Genomic DNA, 18,602 nt, shown 5'->3' with positions numbered 1-18,602 from the left:
CTTACCTTTACCGTCATAACACTTTCTGTCAGGTACTATAGTAAATAACGAGGTCATAAGCGGTTTATCAGACAAATCAAATTTCATGCTATCCCCAATTGCTATCAGTCTAAACAGGTTGTCTAACTAATATTTTCATCTTTTCAAGTTCAAGAATTGCATTATAAAGGTATTCGCTCTCTTCGCAAAATTCCAGAAATTCATTTAAGCTGATTTGAGTTCTATTTTTAATTTTCTCATATAGCACTATTATATTTTCTTTAACATAGCACTCATTTTCTTTGCAACGTAGAATTCCTCCAAATGGCTCGCGACGATAACGAACATTTTTAGCAATTAAAAAGACAGTGTCCTTTGTAATCTGGGGGATTGACATATATGGCTGATAATTTATTTCTACTGACTTATTTAAATTATATTTAACATTCACTTCTGTTCCAGCTATCATACGGCATTCTCCGCCGCAATATGCAACCTTATCACAATTCCGACACTCTTCATTGATCAATAGACCATTTCGCCACTCATACATGTTGCTCCATGCTGACTGTAACCCATCCGAATAAATGTTACCATAACTTTTTTCTTCATGAGTACAAGCTGAAATATCTCCTGTAATTGCATCAATAGAACACCTGCTTATTCCTGCGGCACATGATGCCGATAAGATATTCTTGTATTTACTGATATCCTTTAATATACACAATGGAAATGGCGTTATCGATCCAACACTTATACCAAATTGAGCGTTTAAGTGTTCTAGAACATCAGCAATATAAATTATTTCATCTTCAGAAAGAAAGAAATCGGGGTTGTCCCTGTCATACAATGGAGCAATCGCCCTGGTGATTGAAACAAAATCTACTTTATGTTGGGTTATGAAATCAAATATCAGTTCTAAATCCTTTATGTTCTTTTTTGAGATAACAACATTAATTCCTACTGGAATCCCGTGCTTTTGACAAATGTCAATTCCGCGAATAATATTCTTGTAACTTCCTCGTATTTGGGTGATATCATCACATGTTTCTGGAACTAAACCAGGGAGAGATGTCAATACAATATTTGTCCACTTAAGTTCATGGACTAATTTAGAAGCAATTGTATCTGTCATCAGGCTAAGATTTGTATTCATGCTTAAAGCAATACCGCTTTCGTTCAAAACTCTAATCAATTTGTAGAGAATATCAATTTCTGCTAAAGGCTCCCCACCTGTTAATGTAGCTCTCCAAATATTGTTAAGAATTAGCTCATTCTTAAGTTTCTCTATTTGCTCATCACTAAGTCTTTTGATTATCTCAGAGTTCTCATTATCATTACGCCAGACATTATAGCAATGAATACATCTATGATTACATTTTTTCGTGATAGTAATATCGACAGATGTGGGGGCCGTAAGTTCAATTGCAAAGTTATTCATAATCAGTTCCTCCCAATTAACATCTACCGCAAGGCTCAGACCAATGACACATACCACCGCAATACTTTAAATCTTGGCAATCTCTACATACATTTGCTAGAAATAAACCGTCACGCCATTCCTGCATTCTACTATAGCAGGTTTCTAGCTCATCATCATAAATATTACCATATGTAATCTTCTGTTGTGAACAAGCTTCAATCTTTCCTGTAACCATGTCAATTGAAAATCGATTCTGACCTGTAGTACATCTGCTCCCTCGGATTACATCATACTTTTTACTATCTCCGATAATGCATCGTGGTAATGGCCGTATTGATCCTACCGTTATTTCGAACCGATCGTGTATTCTTACAAGTGTGTCCGCTACCTTTATTAAGCTCAAATTATCTGTTTTATGTATCAAATTAGTGCGATCATATACAGGCGGAATAACAGGAAATAAGGTAAAACTGCTAACCGGATTGTTTTCCAAAAAGGATTCTACATAGTCTAAATCGTTAATATTAATGTGTGACACCGACATATTAAGGCCAATCATAATATTATGGTCTCGACACAATTTTAAACCTTCGACAATTCGTTGAAAACTACCATTGCTTTGTGTAATATAATCACATTTATTCGGAGAAACTGACGGAATAGAAGAGTAAACTATGTTGTTATGTCCTATTGTATTTTCTAAAAAAACGACTGACTTTTCATCTAACAAAGTCAAGTTTGAATTGACACATACATCAATATTTCGATCAAGTAACTCCTTGATCAAGTATTCTGTTTGATTTCGAACCAAGTATGGCTCGCCACCAGTAACCGTAACTCTCTCAATTCCATATTTAACCAATTTGTTTACAATAAAATTAATTTGTTCAAATGATACATTCTCTGTATTTGGAGACGAAATATTATAGCAGAACAAGCAATTATGATTGCATTTTTTTGTTATCTCTAGAGTTACAGCATTAAACTTACTCATAACAATCCCTCCAAAGCAAAAAAGGGGTACTTCTAAAGAAGCATCCCTTTTGGAAAATACGGTCTAATTTTCCTTACAAGTCTGGCAACAATTGCACTCCTGCACAGCAAATGCCTTTTCATTCTTTTCGTCAATGTACATTCCGGAAAAATCTTTGGCAGTAAAAACTATCTTTTCCTCTTTCATACAGGCACCTCCAGAATTAGTGTATATATTTATATTACAATTTTCTACTTTCAATGTCAAATTGAATCGAATATATATAATGAACCAATAATTCTGTTTAATGAAATTTTTGTTGCTGAAATACAGATAGAGACTGATGAGCATCCGATGAGAAAATTTAATAGACCGTCGGACCTGCCATTCTCATGTTAAGGAAGAATGATAGGTTATTTCGGATTGACAATGGCAACAATACTTAAGGTATGCATAGGATGAGATTCTACAGAATTCTCCCACCCTTCAACCCTATTCCTAGTAAGTTATTTGGAATAGTGCGGTAGCGAAATGTATTATGTCCACAAAACACAAGAACTAAAAGTGAAGTCCTGAGTCAGAAATTTTTTTACATAGAGTGCATTGTGAGAAAGCTCTAGATAGAAAACTTGATTTCTTGATTAGTTATGATGTAACTATTTTGTATAATATATCTGTAATATTACTTTTCGGTACTCCCTTTTAAGTCTAACGGTAGTTGATGAACTGATCTGTCAGCTTAATATTGATGCTGTCTACTTCTCTTTTCTCATTGACCGTGATCTCCGAGATGATCATATGCAACATTTTTTTGTTTGCTCTTCTTTACTTTCAAAAAATTGCAGGTATTACAGTTACTCTAGACTGATTCATATCGACCACCCCCCATTACGTTATTCCGGTATGGTCATATTCGCTCTATCAGCTGTTAATCGCAAGCACTTATATATCACCACTGATATTATTCAGTTTTTCAAAGCACAATAAATCGCCTTATTAATTTAGCCTAACCATCTATATTTTAAAATAAACGTGCATATTCTTAGTTATTATACAAATTACTTGCATATTTATTAATAATTGGAAATAAAAGAGCACCTGCTCAGGTGCAGATGAATTAGAGAATAAGTGAGGAATATCAACGCATTTATGGTTTTACCCGTAAAAACAATGATAGCCCTTGAAATTCAAGGACTATGCATTGTATCAATATTTGAGTACTAATATGAGATGGTTAGGCTAAAATCTTGGTGCTAATGTATAAACTATACAGATGTGATTTTACTCGATTACTAAAGAGTATCTATATGAGACTTTAAGAGCTTTTGCTGTATCAATATTGATATTATGGCTAAAGTATAATAAATTGACACAATGCTTTGTTCATTGGAGGTATACTTACTGGCATCATTTACTCGAACAGTATTGGTAGAATTCTTCCAAGTGATTATCGTGGAAGATGCTTCATTACTCCATCTTCCATCAACTTATGCATTAGTCTAAAAAGCTCATCTCGAGAAGGAGCATCTTCCTGCCCAAACCAATAACTCATAACACCAACCATGGCAGATAGTATATATTCCAAAATAAAATCCAATTCTCTCTTGTCAATGTTAGGCTTGTCCTCAAAGGTTTTCATAACTGCCGGTTTTATCGAATCCTTTAACTTGCTCGCAAAAGCCGGATCACCGTTATCTCCGAGCAAGACTGAATAGTATTTTGCATTTTGTTCCCAGATGTTAAGAAAGACATCTAACGGCATCCCTATTGTTTCTGTTGGTGTGGAAATAGGAGGCAACTCATGAAGAGATGGGATCAGAGAGTTTTCAATTACATCCAGTACATCATAGACATCGGTAAAATACTCATAGAAAGTTCCCCGATTATATCCCGCTTTACTTGTGATTTCTTTTACTGTGAACTTCTCAATTCTTTTTTCACAATATAGTTCCCAAAATGCATCAATAATATTCTGTTTTGTTTGCGTCGTAATTTCAGTCCTTTTATTCATGAGCAAGTCACCTCTTTGCTAAATCCAACACAAGCCACAATATTGTTGGTTGATGATTATCAGCTGTAACTTTACAATTAAATCATACAACATGATGTTGGATTATTCCAGGAGGCAAATTCATGATTACTATTCTTTGCTCAGGTTCAAGAGGTGACTTTCAACCCTATATTGCGCTGGCACAAGAACTGCAAAAACTCGGAAAATCGGTGCGAATAGCCGGTGGTAAAAGTTTTGAAAACTTTATCCAAAATTATGGTATTGATTTTTACTCACTATCAGCTGATTATCAATCCATCGACATTGACCCTAAATTACTACAGGATGCACAATCGTCTGACAATCCTATTAAAATGCTCTTGACCTTCAACAAAATGAAAAAATACGTGTTTGGATTAACTGCTGAAATGTTCAGCGCATGTCAAGGGAGTGAACTGATTATTTACCATCCTGGCTGCACAATTGGTTATTTTGCAGGAGAAAAGCTCGGGATTCCGTCAATATTAGCCGCGCCATTTCCTATGCATAAGACGAAAGAAATTGCTTCACTGATAGCTTATGGTAAAACAAAAATGCCTAAATCATTAAGCTATATACTTTTACAAGGCATGCTATGGATGGCTGGGAAGACTGGGATTATAGCATTTTTCAAAGAGAACCACGGCAAACTTCCGGAAAATTTTGGCAATCCATTTGAAAGAGTAGACAAAAATCACCCTGCCATTATCTCTTGTAGTAACTTTGTATTTCCAAGGCCTAAAGATTGGAACGCAGGCATCCATCAAAATGGCTATTGGTTTGTGGAAGAAAACAATGCCTATAGACCCTCCGAAGAGCTTTTTGATTTTTTGAAGAATGGTGAAAAGCCTGTTTATATTGGATTCGGGAGTGTTTTTGATAGCAAACATAAGGACGAAACCGTCAAGATCATAATAGATGCACTTAATATGGTTGGCAAGAGAGGGATCATATGTGGAATGGGCGATGTACAGAACCTTCCTATCAATCTTCTGGCGATTAACAGCATTCCCCATAGTTGGCTTTTTCCGCGTGTTTCACTCGTTTGTCATCATGGTGGTGCTGGTACAACCGCAGCTGGATTTAAGGCAGGTGTTCCGAGTATTATTATTCCATTTTCCAATGACCAATTTGCATGGGCGCACAGGGCATATGACTTAGGCGTTGGCTCAAAGCCAATTTACAGAAAAAAACTAACCTCTGACATACTAGCTTCTGCAATTCAATTTGCCTTGAAAGATGATGTAATCAAAAATGCAAAAACTCTTGGCATAAATATTGCGACAGAAAATGGTGCAAAGGATTGCGCTAAGATCATCATTGAAAGTCTTAAGGGGAAATGATATGAATCAATTAGCAAACTGGAGGAAGTCATTCTTTGCAATATATTGGGGCCAATCATGTTCACTCTTAGACTCTAATGCTGTTCAGTTCTCAATTATTTGGTGGATTACGGTTGAAATAGGGTCTGCACTTGCTCTATCAATTGCCAGTGTTGTTGGGCTTTTACCTCAAGCCATAATCGGTCTATTCGCTGGAGTTTGGATTGATAGATTTAACCGCAAAAAAATTATAATCCTTGCTGACGGTAAAATCTTGATACTAACCTGCTAAAATCATTGTGCTGATCATAGCCATATTGTACGATTGAGGCATATACAATCTGAGAAATTTATTGGGGATGATGCTGCATGTGTCCTGAAAGAAAAGTAATAAAGATTAATCAGCATATCGCAAAATTTAAATTTAATGTCGCGATTTATTCCAGAGTAAGTACTGCACATGAGAGTCAATTGGAAAGTCTTAAGAATCAGATAGAATATTTTAAAGCTATGGTAGATAGACGTTTGGACTGGGATCTTGTAGGTATCTACACCGATATCAAGTCAGGAAATAGCACCACCGGGCGAGCAGGGTTTCGCAAAATGCTGGACGATTGCAGAAACCATAAAATTGATATCATCCTTACAAAGTCAGTTAGTCGTTTTGGCCGCCAGACAGAAAAGGTAATGGACGTTATAACTGAGCTTCGTTCTCTTGGAGTTGATGTGTTATTTGATGTTGAAAATATCTGGATATCCGAATCAAATAAGATGTTCTTACTTACTATCATTGAAGCCATCGCAGAATAAGAAAGCAAAGCTAGAAGTGAAAATATTACTTGGGGTATAAAACGAGGCTTTGAAGATGGATCCTCAAAGCTTTATTTGCGCAGATGCTTTGGTTATTCGATTTGCCCAGATGGATCAATTGCGATTAATGATGAAGAAGCTGATGTCGTCAGGCACATATTTGATTTGTATTTGAAGGGTAATAGTATTTTAGCAATAACCAGAGAACTTAAATTACAAGGAATAAAATCCCCTACTGGTAAAGAGACATGGCCAAAAAGGTCAATTGAAACGATCCTTACGAATGAGAAGTATATTGGAAACTCATTGGTCGGGAAAACATATACTCATGACTATAAAGAAAAAATACGTTATGTCAACAATGGCAAGCACCCGAGATTTCAGCTTGCTAATACACATCCCCAAATTATTTCCAATGATCTATTCGAAAAAGCTCAACAAGAGAAAGAGCATCGAAGCAACATCCATCGAATAGATGTTGATAAAACTACCCGCAAGTCAACTCATTACAGCATGATGCTCTCAGGAAACACCAGGTCATCTTCTGATAGCAGCAATCCATTATGAGCAACATAAAGCTGGACTGAATAAAATTCACAATAGACGAGTAAACAATAAGTGATAAGAAGAACCGAGTCCAAATTCCCTCCAGAATGCACTATCAGAATATCTAATTCTCTATTTTTAATTCTTCTTGATAATGCTGGAAAGACATGGTAAGTTCCCTCTTTATCTTCAGTCTCACGATAATCAATTGCTATTCCTGTTATCTCCCAATTTGTGTGAGCTGCAGCAAACCCTCTAAGATCTTTCCGCACCATGGCCCATGGACGTGTTCCCCTATTCGCGAGCATATAACCCTCCACATGGATCTTTCCTGGAGTTCCCCTAGTCTGCTCCCCTTTACTTTCAAAAATTGCAGGTATTACAGTTACTCTAGACTGATTCATATCGACCACTCCTCCATTACGTTATTCCGGTATGGTCATATTCGCTCTATCAATTGCTAATAGCAAGCATAATATATATCACCACTGATATTATTCAGTTTTTCAAAACAATAATAAATAGCCATATGAATTTAGCCTAACCATCTATATTTTGAAGTAAGGATGAATAATTCTAGCTATTATTCAAAATATTTGTATATTTATTAATAATTGGAAATAAAAAAGCACCTGCTCAGGTGCAGATGAATTAGAGAATAAGTGAGTAATATCAACGCATTTATGGTTTTACCCGTAAAAACAATGATAGCCCTTGAAATTCAAGGACTATGCATTGTATCAATATTTGGGTACTAATATGTCTAATCACGCAGATTTTAATACAAGCCTAATTGCTTAGGCCTCATCACCTTTCAAAAGACAGAAGCACTTGTTTGAGTACTTGACTTTCCTATCAGAAATGAAAAAAGCTTCTCCACTGTTTTTAACAGTTGAGAGGCTTATGCTTACCGCGCAGGTGATTTATTCAGTCTAAGTGTAACAACGTAGACTTTAATTTAACATTAATACCAAGATCACATATCCATAATGTTCATTAGGTACTTACATTTCATTATGTTCATTTATCTTCCTGTACAAAACGGATCTATATACTCCAAGACTTTCAGCCGCTTCTCTCACACTACCGTTAAACTTTTTAATTGTGTATTCTATGTAATCTTTCTCTACTTTCTTTACTAAATCTTTTAACGACAGCCCTTGTTCAAATAACTTATCCAATTTGATATCACAGTTAACTTTTTCAGAACTTATAATGCTTGCATAAGTATTTGATGTGAAGTCATTTAAACTACTAATTACCCTTCTTTCTATAAAGTTACGCAGTTCTCTAACATTCCCAGACCATCTTCGTTTCTTTAATGCCTCAAGTTCATCATCAGCCAACTGAATTTCTTTCTCATACTTGTTATTAAAAATTTCAAGAAATTTTGATGCAAGTGCAAGTATATCTTCAGGTCTCTCCCTTAATGGTGGTATAACTAATGGATAAACGTTAAGTCTATAAAATAGGTCTTCACGAAATTCCCCCAAATCTACCAAATGTTCTAAATTTTTATGGCTAGCAGCAATTAATCGAAAATTGATCTTTTTACTAATATTACTCCCAATTCGCCTTACTTCATTTGTTTCTAAAACCCTTAACAATTTAGCCTGTAAAGTAAGTGGCAGTTCAGCTATTTCATCTAAGAATAATGTGCCATTTTCTGCTGCTTCAAATAAACCCATTTTACCGCTCGTAACAGCGCCTGTAAAGGAACCCTTCTCATAACCAAACAATTCAGCCTCAACCAAATTTTCTGGAAAAGCCGCGCAATTTACTGCAATAAATGCCTCTTTCGCTCTCTTACTCTTCAAGTGAATATAATTCGCTAATACTTCTTTTCCTGTGCCAGATTCTCCTTGTAGAATTACCGTGCTATCTGTTGGTGCTACATTATGTGCATTGAATAGAACTAATTTCATTTGCTTACTTTCAGCAATGATTTCAGTCGATCCAAAAACTCGATTACGTAAATATTCTACTTCTCTTTTATTGGTGTTAATAAAACCCTCGATTAGATCTTTAGGTCTTGCACTTGTTATTACTAACTGAACCGCTCCAGAATCATCAAATACTGGTGTACTCGTAGAAATATAGACAATACCATTTTTCAGTTCGACTAATCCAGTCACCGTTTTTTTTTCTTCTACAGCCTTTATTGCATAAGATATATTATAGTGCCCTTTTTTGACAAGTTCTATAACATTTTGATTCAACAATTGGTCTAGAGTTAAATCAAGCACCATTGCTGTTGTACTATTTGATAATAATATATTTCCTTTGGTGTCTGTAACAAATATTGGATCAGGCAAGTTGTTGAATACCTTCAAATATTCTTCGCTCAAAAACTTATCAAATTTCATTTTGCTAACCATTTCGCATCCCCCAGTATTAAAAATGTCCTACTTGTTTGCATTATTAAATAAGTTGACCATCAAGAATACTTTTTCCAAATTAATCAATATTTATATAAATTTATATAAAACACAAAATAATAACCATGATTTAATACAAAGTAAATCACAAAATGTCTTTCAGAGCAATATTGTACCACAAAAAAATTTTTTATGCATACTAAATAATCGTTAGTTATAATTTGTAATTTGGTTTCTGTTTTAACACTCTTAGGGTGCAGACTTCATATACATCATAATAATTAGCTAATTTAGGTATAAATTCTATAATTCTAATTTCATTGTAAATCTAATAATTTATTTATTAGATTTACATAGTATATTTTATCATTTCACTATTTAATTATTCATATTAATTGTTTAAATTATCAACCTAACTTCATTGTTTGTATTTTAATCATATTTATATGTTACCATTATAACATACTACTATATTGTATTGAAATTATATAATACTATAAGGGAGACCAGCATCCACTCTGGCAATATCTGTGCAACTTACTTAATTAGTAAAAACTTAGAAGTAACCATTGCTATTTAAAATATTATATTTGCATACGATTCCTCTTTGTATTTGGATGCATATCTCCCAAATTTCACTTATTTATAGTATCACTAAGCTACATTTTTCAGACTTTACCTTTCCACTGATAAGGTTTTTGTCACATAGCACAGCGCCATCTATACATATATAATCTATTATTTATTAGTAAACTTTACTCTAATTCTAACCTAAACTACAATGATAATTTAATCTGTAAATGATAAAAACTATAGTTTAATATATATTAAGAGATATTATTAATTCTTTTCTCCAAGCATTTCCACAAGCGCAGGTACAATTTCCTTGTAGTCACCTACGATTGAGTAGTTTGCTATCTTGAATATTGGTGCCTCAGGATCCTTGTTGATTGCTATGATTACATCTGAATCCTTCATACCGGCAAGGTGCTGGATTGCGCCTGATATTCCGCAGGCTATGTATATGACCGGCTTTACAGTCTTACCTGTCTGTCCTACCTGGTGGCTCTTCTCGATCCATCCGCTGTCAACAGCAGCCCTTGATGCACCGATCTCTCCTCCGAGTCTCTCTGCAAGAGGCTTGAGTATCTCAAAGCCCTCAGGACCGCCCATGGCACGTCCGCCTGATACTATCACGTGAGCCTCTTCAATGAGGACACCCTTCTTCTTTGCCTTGACAATTTCCCTTACCTTTACCCTGACATCCTCTGCTGAAATCTTAGGTGTTATCCTTACGACTTCCCCTGTCCTTCCTTCAACCGGGTCAAGAGGATCCATTACTCCTGGCCTTACTGTAGACATCTGAGGCCTGAACTCGGTATTGATGATCGTAGCCATCAGGTTGCCTCCGAAAGCAGGTCTCGTCTGAAGCAGCGTCCTTGTTTCAGCCTCTATGTCTAGCTGGGTGCAGTCTGCTGTTAGTCCTGTGGACACCCTGGAAGCTATCCTTGGTGCAAGGTCTCTTCCTATGTTTGTCGCTCCTACAAGCATTATCTCAGGCTTCAGCTCATCGATCATTTCACTGATGACCTTTGTATGTCCGTCTGTGGTATAGTGCTCAAGGAGATCGTCCTCCACAAGGTAAACCTTGTCCGCTCCGTACTCGAATAGTTTGCCTGTTAGTCCTGATACGTTCTTTCCTACAAGGACAGCGCATACCTCCACTCCAAGCTTCTCAGCAAGTCTCTTTCCTTCTCCAATAAGTTCAAGGGCTATCTTCTGCAGCTCGCCTTCCCTTTGCTCTGCATATACCCAAACATTCTTGAATTCATCTTTATTTCCGATAAGTTTCATATGTTTCTCCTTTCGCGAAGACTAAATTATATGGTTCAGCTTAAGCTGCCTGACCAGTTCTTTTGCAGCGTCCTTGGGATTGCCCTCTATCCTTGTTCCCTTGACGATAAGTTCAGGAGTGAAGGTTTTCTTGACATTGGTCGGTGATGCCTTAAGTCCTGCCATATCAGGTTCAATCTTAAGTTCGGCATTTGTGATCTGCTTGATTCCAGCTTCATGGAAGCCCTTGTGGATTGCCCTCATGTTCATGAGCCTTGGCTCGTTGAGTTCCTTTATGGCAGTAAGCATTATCGGGGTGGTAGCCTCAAGGACTTCATAGCCGTTCTCAAGGTTTCTCTCAACAACAAGCTTGTCACCTTCGATTTCAACCTTCTGAACGTATGTGATCTGAGGTATTCCAAGCTTCTCTGCTATCTGTGGTCCAACCTGTGCGGTATCTCCATCGATGGCCTGTCTTCCTGCGAATATTATGTCGAAAGTCCCAAGGTACTTTATTGCCTCAGCGATGACATTCGATGTAGCCCAGGTGTCTGATCCTCCGAACGCCCTGTCGGTTATAAGGTATGCATCATCAGCACCCATCCCCATGCACTCATAGAGTACAAGCTCTGCAGCCGGGGGGCCCATTGATACTACTGTTATCTTCGTGTCTGGATATTTGTCCTTTATCCTTAGCGCCTCTTCGATTGCATTGGCATCATCAGGATTCATTATGCTGGGAACTCCCTCTCTGATAAGTGTTCCCTTTACTGGATCTATCTTAACTTCTGTTGTATCTGGTACCTGCTTTACGCAGACGAGTATCTTCATTGTGTTCCCTCCTACTTTCTCTTAAGGACGTGTCCTGCGATTACTATCTTCTGGATTTCTGTGGTTCCTTCATAGATTTCCAGGATCTTCGCATCCCTGTACAGCCTTTCAACAACATAATCCTTCGTGTATCCGTAACCGCCATGTATCTGGACAGCCTTGTCAGCTACAAAGTTAGCGACTTCTGATGCAAAATACTTAGCCATTGCAGCTTCGTGTGAATGTGGCTCTCCTGCTGCTTTCTTTGCAGCTGCATCATATGTCATAAGCCTTGCTGCAGCAAGCTTGGTTTCCATTTCTGCAAGCATGAAGGAAATACCCTGGTTCTTTGATATCGGCTTTCCGAACTGTGCCCTGTCCTTGGAATACTTGACCGCTTCATCAAGCGCTCTCTGAGCAAGTCCTACTGAGCTTGCAGCGACAGTTATCCTTCCTCCATCCAATGCCTGCATTGAAATCTGGAAGCCCTGTCCAAGCTTTCCAAGAAGGTTGTCCTTAGGAATCCTTACATCCTGGAAGACAAGCTCTCCTGTGTGCGATCCCCTTATACCCATCTTGTTTTCAAAGTTTGGTATTGTGAAGCCAGGCAATGGATATTCAACAAGGAACGCAGATATTCCATGTGTTCCCTTGGACTTGTCAGTTGACGCCATTACTATGTAGAGGTCAGCTATCCCTGCGCTTGAGATGAATATCTTGTTCCCGTTGATTACCCACTCATCGCCTTCAAGCACTGCCGTAGTCTGTACCCCGGCTGCGTCAGAGCCTGCTCCGGGCTCAGTCAGGGCGAAGCCCATTACCATGCCCTCATTGCAGACCTTTGTCAGATACTTCTCCTTCTGCTGTTCGCTTCCGAACTTCGCCAGAGGTCCTGCTGAAAGTGAGCAGTTACCGCTGATTATCATCGATGTTGCCACGTCGTACTTGGATACTTCCTCAACTATCATTGCGTATGTCAGGTAGTCAGTATCGAATCCGCCGTACTTCTTTGGGAATATGCATCCAAGGAAGCCAGTGTCCTTGAGCTTCTGTACAAGTTCATCAGGATATTCACCTGTCTCATCAATCTCTGCAGCAAGCGGTTCTACCTCTCGCAAGCTAAAATCCTTGGCAAGCTTCACTATTATCTCTTGCTCTTTAGTCAATTTCATACCTATTTCTCCTTATCTTCTATAATTTGGTATTCTTTTCTCATAAAACGCCTGTATACCTTCGAGCTGGTCCCTGTGTTCGAAATTAGGCGCTGAATAGTCGCTTTCCAGGGTTATTGCAGCTACAATATCCATATCTGCACCCGTTTCAACAAGCATCTTGATTTTTGCTATGGCATTAGGTGAATTCCTTGTCATAGCCTCAGCGAGTTCCATGGCCTTACCCATCAACTCATCCAGAGGATATACATGATTCACCAGTCCCATTTCCAGTGCTTCCTGAGCCTTCACCCTTTTTCCGTGAAGAACATCTCCTTGGCCTTTGACTTGCCTATTACCCTTGGGAATCTTTGTGTCCCTGAAAATCCAGGTATTATTCCTAGTGAAGCTTCCGGGAAGGCAAGTGAGGCTTTGTCGCTTGCGAGCCTGATGTCAGCACATAGTGCAAATTCCAGTCCACTGAAGCAAAGCCCGTTTGTTGCTGTTATTTATAGCTGCAAAATCAGCTCTATTCTTCTAAAAAGTTTTATTGTGTTAGTATTATATCAACTTAATTTCGTATGAATATTGAAATCAACTTGTTTTTATTAGATATACAATGCAGTAATCATACCTTAATAATTTTTAGATATTACTCCTATAAATCGTCCTGTAGAAAGTGCTAATATTAAGGTACCTTCTCGAAATCCTCGTATATTTCCAAGAAAAACCAGCGATAGAATAGCCGAAATTGAAACACAGATAATATCAAAGGTTGATTTAACACGTGAGAATTCCAAACTCCAATAGTCGGCAATAGTCTTTACAAGACCATCAGGAGTGATCATTACTATATCCGTAAGCACAACAGTATATACTCCCAAGGCTATAATAACTAAGCTTGCAAAAAGCATGAGAAGCCTAACTATAAACTTCTGTCATCAAAGCACTTGTGATTTAGAGACTCAAATTAGTAAATTTCCTAATTGCGAATTAGAATACAACTTGAAGTAAATGTTCGAGCTTAAAATCCTTCTTAAGTATAACAAGCTGAAGTAACACAGAATGAGTAGAAGGCATTTGTCGTGTTACCTGCAGAAATGCCAATTATCTGACTCAGCACTAATGAAACCGAGCTAACAGGTGATACTACCAATCCTGACCTGATTGATAATGTGAGCCCGAAAAATAGTAATCCTTTATCTTGAAAATTCGAAACTTAGCTATCAAATCGTTTCGGTATCCTCTCCGTGTATTTATAAACATATGAAAACTACACGAGAGTAATTACATTATATTCAACTCTTTTGTTATTGAATTATGAAAAACACAGCAGTGCTGCTTTGGGAGCTCTATCAAGGGTCTATTCTATGACATAGATTTCAGATGATATGATTTAAATGTTATTTGGTTACTAAAACATTGACTTAGAACCACCTCAAATAGAAATCTCCCTAGGCTTCACTTACAATGGAATTCTTTAAAAATAATAGACAATACTTTTCAGCTACATTCTAATGACTTATTTAGTTAACGTATGCTCCGCCATTGATGTTGAGTGTGACTCCGTTTACGAATCCTGCCTCTTCTGTAGCAAGATATACTACAGCTGCAGCTATCTCCTCAGGCTCTCCCATTCTTCCGACCGGAATAGCTGCAAGAAGGGTCTTCTTGATGTCCTCTGGTATGGTCTTTGTCATTTCAGTGTTCATGAATCCAGGTGCTATTGCATTGGCAGTTACATTCTTTTTGCCAAGCTCTATCGCCCAGGTCCTAGTCAATCCGATTATTCCTGCCTTTGATGCAGAATAGTTGGTCTGTCCGAAGTTACCAGCAACTCCCGCAAGTGAACTCAGGCTGATGATCCTTCCCCACTTCTGCTCTACCATGTAGCTGCTCATGATCTGTGTGCAAAGGAAAACAGATTTGAGGTTTACGTTGATTACTGCATCCCATGCTGCGTCAGTGAGCTTCTTAAGTGATGAGTCCTTTGTGATTCCTGCGTTGTTGACAAGTATGTCGATCTTCCCGTACTTGGCAATTATTGTCGCTGCAAGTGCCTCAACCGATTCCCTGCTTGTCACATCGCATTTTACCGCCAGTGCATCTCCTCCGTTTGCTATTATTTCGTTTGCTGTACTGATGCATCCCTCCTCATTTACGTCTGTTACTACAACCTTGGCTCCTTCTTTGGCAAGCCTCTCGACTATCGCTTTTCCTAATCCTCTTGCTGAACCAGTGACTACTGCTACTTTTCCTTCTAATCTCATTTCATTTCCTCCTCTTATTTGCTTTCTATTATTTTTTATTGCTTGCTTTTATGCCTTTGGGTTCTTCAAAAGTACTGCTATGCCCATTCCGCCACCTATGCAGGCGCTGGTTATCGCATACTTCTTGTTCTTCTCGATGAGCTCGTACATTGCTGTGATTACAAGCCTTGTGCCTGTAGCTCCAAGGGGATGTCCGAGTGCGATCGCTCCGCCGTTGGGGTTTATCCTCTCGTAAAGAGGGCTGTCGAGGTACATGTCGAGCTCCTTCATGCAACCGAGCATCTGTCCTGCAAACGCCTCGTTGATCTCATATACATCGATGTCTTCCTTGGCTAGTCCTGTCTTGTCGAGGAGCTTCCTGATTGCATAGACAGGTCCAAGTCCCATGACGTTCGGATCAAGTGCTACTACAGCGAAGTCCACGACCTCTGCCATCGCCTCAAGTCCCAGTTCATCAGCTTTCTCCTGGCTCATCATCACTACCGCAGCTCCTGCATCATTGAGTCCTGATGCATTTCCGGCTGTCACTGTCCCTTCCTTCTCAAATGCTGGTTTGAGCTTTGCGAGACCTTCCATGTTTGTGGCTGGCTTTGGATGCTCGTCCTTGCTTACGAATGTCGAGTCACCCTTTCTGCCCTTAATCTCTACAGGTACTATCTCCCTATCGAATCTGCCTGCTTCCATGGCCGCTTTTGCCTTCATCTGGCTGTCGAATGCAAACTTGTCCGCATCCTCCCTTGGGATGGAGTAGCGCCTCACTACATTCTCAGCGGTGTTTCCCATGTGCATCTTTGGATACTGTGGTGAAGGCTGTGCATTGTAGTGGTACGTGCTGTTAGCGTCATTTAGAACAGAGTTTCCCATCTTAAGGCCATCGTATCTTGCCTCAAGCGGAAGATAGAATGGAGCCCTTGAAAGGCTTTCTGCACCACCTGCAACAACTACGTCAGCATTGCCCGTCTGAATAAGCATCAGACCATTGGCTACCGACTGCATGCCTGATCCGCAAATCCTGTTTACTGAGCTTCCTGGCGCTGAAATCAGCCCTGCCAAAATCGCTGCATCTCTTCCTATGTTTGGTGATTCACCTGATGACTCGACATGACCTATTACAACTTCATCCACCAGTTCGGGATTGAGGTCATTCGATCTCTTGAGAGCCTCCGTTATAGCCTTGGCCGCCAGCTGCTGCACAGGAACCGTCTTGAGTCCTCCCATGAATGCGCCTACCGCAGTTCTTGCTCCACTTGTAATTACTACTTTTTTCTCCATTTCTACCTCCATAAATCAAATCATTATTTTATATAGATAAAGGTAGCATTATAATATATTGCCCCTTTATCTATAGTTTAAGATTTAAAAAAAATATTAATATATATTGTCTATCCAAACACCAGAAAATTAGTTTGTCATTTGTAATTCAAACAATCAAGACCACCCAAACATAATAGCTTGCTAATTATTGATGATATTGAGTTGAGTAAATGACTAAGTAATTTCGAGATATTAGAGTAGATTTTCCATCTTTGCTCATAGTGGATACCTATGCAATGGTTCAATGAACCGATATGGATTTGAAGGGTCCCATTGGTAGTCCATGGTTGTCGAGTACTGGATCATAATGCATAATTCTTATCTCTTTCTATTTACTTAATTTTATACATTTCTATTAGGCTACCTTATTGTTCTTACTATTTTCATTCTTTTTTACTACACTTTGGGCATATCGAGTTAAAATAATGCCTAGTATACTAAGACCGCCAGCAATAATGAATGCCCAACTATAATCACCATAGTTAACACGAACTTGTGCTGCTAACAATGGACCAAATATTGCTGCAGGAGCAAATGCAGTAAACATTACACCCCAATTCATACCCATGTTTTTCAAACCAAACATCTCTCCGGTGATAGCAGGATATATGCCAAAAAAACCTCCATAACAAGAGCCGATTCCAACAATCGAAATTACAAATACTAAAAATGTACTTGCCATATAACTTAATAAAAACATTGATAATGCTGAAACTAGGAATATTAAGCTTACAGTTGGGAATCGACCAAGTTTATCAGATACTATACCCCATACTGCCCTTCCTGACGCATTAGCAATCCCAAGGATACTTACACCTATTGCTGCTACAGCGGGACTGAGTCCGACAACTTCCTGTCCAATAGTCGCAGCATGTCCAATTATCATTAAACCTGAAACACATGCTAAAACTAGTGCAACCCATGCGATATAGAATAGGGGATCTTTTAACATATCCTTCCAAGATTTGTCTATGCTAGAGGCGCTGTTGATACTAGCTAAGTTAGATATTGGAGGAGTCCAACCTTCAGGTTTATACCCAGCTGGGGGAGATACTGCAAATATTGATGCAAATGAGATTACAATTAGGAAAATCACTCCAAAAATTTGGAATGTGATTAGCGGACTATATATCTTCATTAACGACACACCTAATGGGGCGAAAATTATTGAACCAGCACCCAAACCTGCTGCAATAAGCCCACCAGCTAGACCTCGTTTATCGGGAAACCACTTAACTGTATTTACCACTGTACATGAATATACAGCACCCAATGATGCTCCTCCAAGAATGCCATACGTTATGTATAGGAATTGAATGTTCGTTGCATACCCAGAAAGAAAATAGCTAGCAGAAAGTATAAGTCCACCAATAAACATCGCTAATTTTGGTCCTCTTTTATCCTGAATTCTACCAGCGATTATCATCGATATCGGCATTAGTGCTAAAGAAAGTGTGTATGGTATAGTAACCTGACTTACTGAAGCTCCGAACAATACCATAAGTGGTTTTCTAAAAACACTCCAGGCTAAAGCAGCTCCTACACATAAATTTGCAAATATCCCAGTAAAAAGAATAAGCCAACGATTAGTTTTATTATTACTCATTTTATGTTGCTCCTTTTTTATTTGGGGAAATTATTGACTGTCTGGTTTGTGCTGCGGTGTCAATTTATGACGCCGCAGTGCCCCAGTATACTATCTACTTTTGTTTTGCTCCCTGCAAACCAACTAGCAAATCTTTGCTTGCATTTGGAATTACCATC

The 18,602-nt window shown here is 38.4% G+C and carries 17 protein-coding genes and 2 pseudogenes; 4 read left to right on the top strand and 15 right to left on the bottom strand.

The window, feature by feature from the left end; translation table 11 throughout:
- Positions 1-109: 109 nt before the first annotated feature.
- From J2Z34_RS09550 to J2Z34_RS09540, 4 genes are all read right to left on the bottom strand, one after another.
- Complete coding sequence (locus tag J2Z34_RS09550; RefSeq protein WP_209459640.1) at positions 110-1,420, bottom strand: radical SAM/SPASM domain-containing protein; 1,311 nt, start codon at positions 1,418-1,420, stop codon at positions 110-112.
- Between the two features lie 16 nt (positions 1,421-1,436).
- Entirely contained in the window at positions 1,437-2,396 is a 960-nt protein-coding gene (locus J2Z34_RS09545) for a radical SAM protein (protein ID WP_209459639.1), read from the bottom strand.
- 63 nt (positions 2,397-2,459) lie between these two features.
- Positions 2,460-2,582, bottom strand: coding sequence for a hypothetical protein (locus tag J2Z34_RS17750; protein WP_280922317.1), 123 nt, complete (start codon positions 2,580-2,582; stop codon positions 2,460-2,462).
- Positions 2,583-3,822: 1,240 nt separating this feature from the next.
- Entirely contained in the window at positions 3,823-4,386 is a 564-nt protein-coding gene (locus J2Z34_RS09540) for a TetR/AcrR family transcriptional regulator (protein ID WP_209459638.1), read from the bottom strand.
- Between the two features lie 122 nt (positions 4,387-4,508).
- Here J2Z34_RS09540 and J2Z34_RS09535 point away from each other — a divergent pair, with 122 nt between their 5' ends.
- The 4 genes from J2Z34_RS09535 (at position 4,509) to J2Z34_RS17950 (ending at position 7,103) form a co-directional block, all read left to right on the top strand.
- Positions 4,509-5,747, top strand: coding sequence for a glycosyltransferase (locus J2Z34_RS09535; RefSeq protein WP_209459637.1), 1,239 nt, complete (start codon positions 4,509-4,511; stop codon positions 5,745-5,747).
- Position 5,748: 1 nt separating this feature from the next.
- On the top strand, positions 5,749-6,018 hold the full coding sequence (locus tag J2Z34_RS09530) for an MFS transporter (RefSeq protein WP_209459636.1): 270 nt from the start codon (positions 5,749-5,751) through the stop codon (positions 6,016-6,018).
- Between the two features lie 77 nt (positions 6,019-6,095).
- Entirely contained in the window at positions 6,096-6,536 is a 441-nt protein-coding gene (locus J2Z34_RS09525; RefSeq protein ID WP_209459635.1) for a recombinase family protein, read from the top strand.
- A 75-nt stretch (positions 6,537-6,611) separates the two neighbouring features.
- Entirely contained in the window at positions 6,612-7,103 is a 492-nt protein-coding gene (locus tag J2Z34_RS17950; protein WP_209459634.1) for a recombinase family protein, read from the top strand.
- On the opposite strand, the gene J2Z34_RS09515 is transcribed toward J2Z34_RS17950, so the two are convergent.
- From J2Z34_RS09515 to J2Z34_RS09465, 11 genes and pseudogenes are all read right to left on the bottom strand, one after another.
- Entirely contained in the window at positions 7,043-7,486 is a 444-nt protein-coding gene (locus tag J2Z34_RS09515) for a hypothetical protein (RefSeq protein ID WP_209459633.1), read from the bottom strand. The genes J2Z34_RS17950 and J2Z34_RS09515 overlap by 61 nt on opposite strands.
- A 600-nt stretch (positions 7,487-8,086) precedes the next feature.
- Positions 8,087-9,460 (bottom strand): sigma-54 interaction domain-containing protein, encoded by a 1,374-nt coding sequence (locus J2Z34_RS09510; RefSeq protein ID WP_209459632.1) that lies wholly within the window; start codon positions 9,458-9,460, stop codon positions 8,087-8,089.
- Positions 9,461-10,300: 840 nt separating this feature from the next.
- Complete coding sequence (locus tag J2Z34_RS09505) at positions 10,301-11,314, bottom strand: electron transfer flavoprotein subunit alpha/FixB family protein (protein ID WP_209459631.1); 1,014 nt, start codon at positions 11,312-11,314, stop codon at positions 10,301-10,303.
- 21 nt (positions 11,315-11,335) lie between these two features.
- Entirely contained in the window at positions 11,336-12,124 is a 789-nt protein-coding gene (locus tag J2Z34_RS09500; RefSeq protein WP_209459630.1) for an electron transfer flavoprotein subunit beta/FixA family protein, read from the bottom strand.
- A gap of 11 nt (positions 12,125-12,135) precedes the next feature.
- Positions 12,136-13,281, bottom strand: coding sequence for an acyl-CoA dehydrogenase family protein (locus tag J2Z34_RS09495; RefSeq protein WP_209459697.1), 1,146 nt, complete (start codon positions 13,279-13,281; stop codon positions 12,136-12,138).
- Positions 13,282-13,287: 6 nt separating this feature from the next.
- Positions 13,288-13,706 (bottom strand): annotated as a pseudogene (locus J2Z34_RS17595) (enoyl-CoA hydratase/isomerase family protein).
- Between the two features lie 183 nt (positions 13,707-13,889).
- On the bottom strand, positions 13,890-14,183 hold the full coding sequence (locus J2Z34_RS09480; protein WP_483414661.1) for a DUF6198 family protein: 294 nt from the start codon (positions 14,181-14,183) through the stop codon (positions 13,890-13,892).
- Positions 14,184-14,290: 107 nt separating this feature from the next.
- Positions 14,291-14,434, bottom strand: a pseudogene (locus tag J2Z34_RS18035) (DUF6198 family protein); the annotation flags it as partial.
- 346 nt (positions 14,435-14,780) lie between these two features.
- Entirely contained in the window at positions 14,781-15,524 is a 744-nt protein-coding gene (gene fabG / locus J2Z34_RS09475) for a 3-oxoacyl-ACP reductase FabG (RefSeq protein ID WP_209459627.1), read from the bottom strand.
- Positions 15,525-15,572: 48 nt separating this feature from the next.
- Positions 15,573-16,796 (bottom strand): thiolase family protein, encoded by a 1,224-nt coding sequence (locus J2Z34_RS09470; RefSeq protein WP_245250602.1) that lies wholly within the window; start codon positions 16,794-16,796, stop codon positions 15,573-15,575.
- 397 nt (positions 16,797-17,193) lie between these two features.
- Complete coding sequence (locus J2Z34_RS09465; RefSeq protein WP_209459625.1) at positions 17,194-18,444, bottom strand: L-lactate MFS transporter; 1,251 nt, start codon at positions 18,442-18,444, stop codon at positions 17,194-17,196.
- Positions 18,445-18,602: the final 158 nt, after the last annotated feature.

Origin of the sequence: Youngiibacter multivorans (genome assembly GCF_017873395.1) — a bacterium.
Taxonomy (GTDB): Bacteria; Bacillota; Clostridia; order Clostridiales; family Clostridiaceae; genus Youngiibacter; species Youngiibacter multivorans.
Note: the sequence above shows the minus strand (reverse complement) of the source record. Positions and strands in the feature narration are given on the sequence as shown.

Coding starts and splice junctions, on each gene's coding strand:
- J2Z34_RS09470 (WP_245250602.1), bottom strand. CDS start 16,796: ATGGAGAAAAAAGTAGTAATTACAAGTGGAGCAAGAACTGCGGTAGGC.
- J2Z34_RS09500 (WP_209459630.1), bottom strand. CDS start 12,124: ATGAAGATACTCGTCTGCGTAAAGCAGGTACCAGATACAACAGAAGTT.
- J2Z34_RS09545 (WP_209459639.1), bottom strand. CDS start 2,396: ATGAGTAAGTTTAATGCTGTAACTCTAGAGATAACAAAAAAATGCAAT.
- J2Z34_RS09505 (WP_209459631.1), bottom strand. CDS start 11,314: ATGAAACTTATCGGAAATAAAGATGAATTCAAGAATGTTTGGGTATAT.
- J2Z34_RS17750 (WP_280922317.1), bottom strand. CDS start 2,582: ATGAAAGAGGAAAAGATAGTTTTTACTGCCAAAGATTTTTCCGGAATG.
- J2Z34_RS09515 (WP_209459633.1), bottom strand. CDS start 7,486: ATGAATCAGTCTAGAGTAACTGTAATACCTGCAATTTTTGAAAGTAAA.
- J2Z34_RS09540 (WP_209459638.1), bottom strand. CDS start 4,386: ATGAATAAAAGGACTGAAATTACGACGCAAACAAAACAGAATATTATT.
- J2Z34_RS09535 (WP_209459637.1), top strand. CDS start 4,509: ATGATTACTATTCTTTGCTCAGGTTCAAGAGGTGACTTTCAACCCTAT.
- fabG (WP_209459627.1), bottom strand. CDS start 15,524: ATGAGATTAGAAGGAAAAGTAGCAGTAGTCACTGGTTCAGCAAGAGGA.
- J2Z34_RS09510 (WP_209459632.1), bottom strand. CDS start 9,460: ATGGTTAGCAAAATGAAATTTGATAAGTTTTTGAGCGAAGAATATTTG.
- J2Z34_RS09530 (WP_209459636.1), top strand. CDS start 5,749: ATGAATCAATTAGCAAACTGGAGGAAGTCATTCTTTGCAATATATTGG.
- J2Z34_RS09550 (WP_209459640.1), bottom strand. CDS start 1,420: ATGAATAACTTTGCAATTGAACTTACGGCCCCCACATCTGTCGATATT.
- J2Z34_RS09525 (WP_209459635.1), top strand. CDS start 6,096: ATGTGTCCTGAAAGAAAAGTAATAAAGATTAATCAGCATATCGCAAAA.
- J2Z34_RS09465 (WP_209459625.1), bottom strand. CDS start 18,444: ATGAGTAATAATAAAACTAATCGTTGGCTTATTCTTTTTACTGGGATA.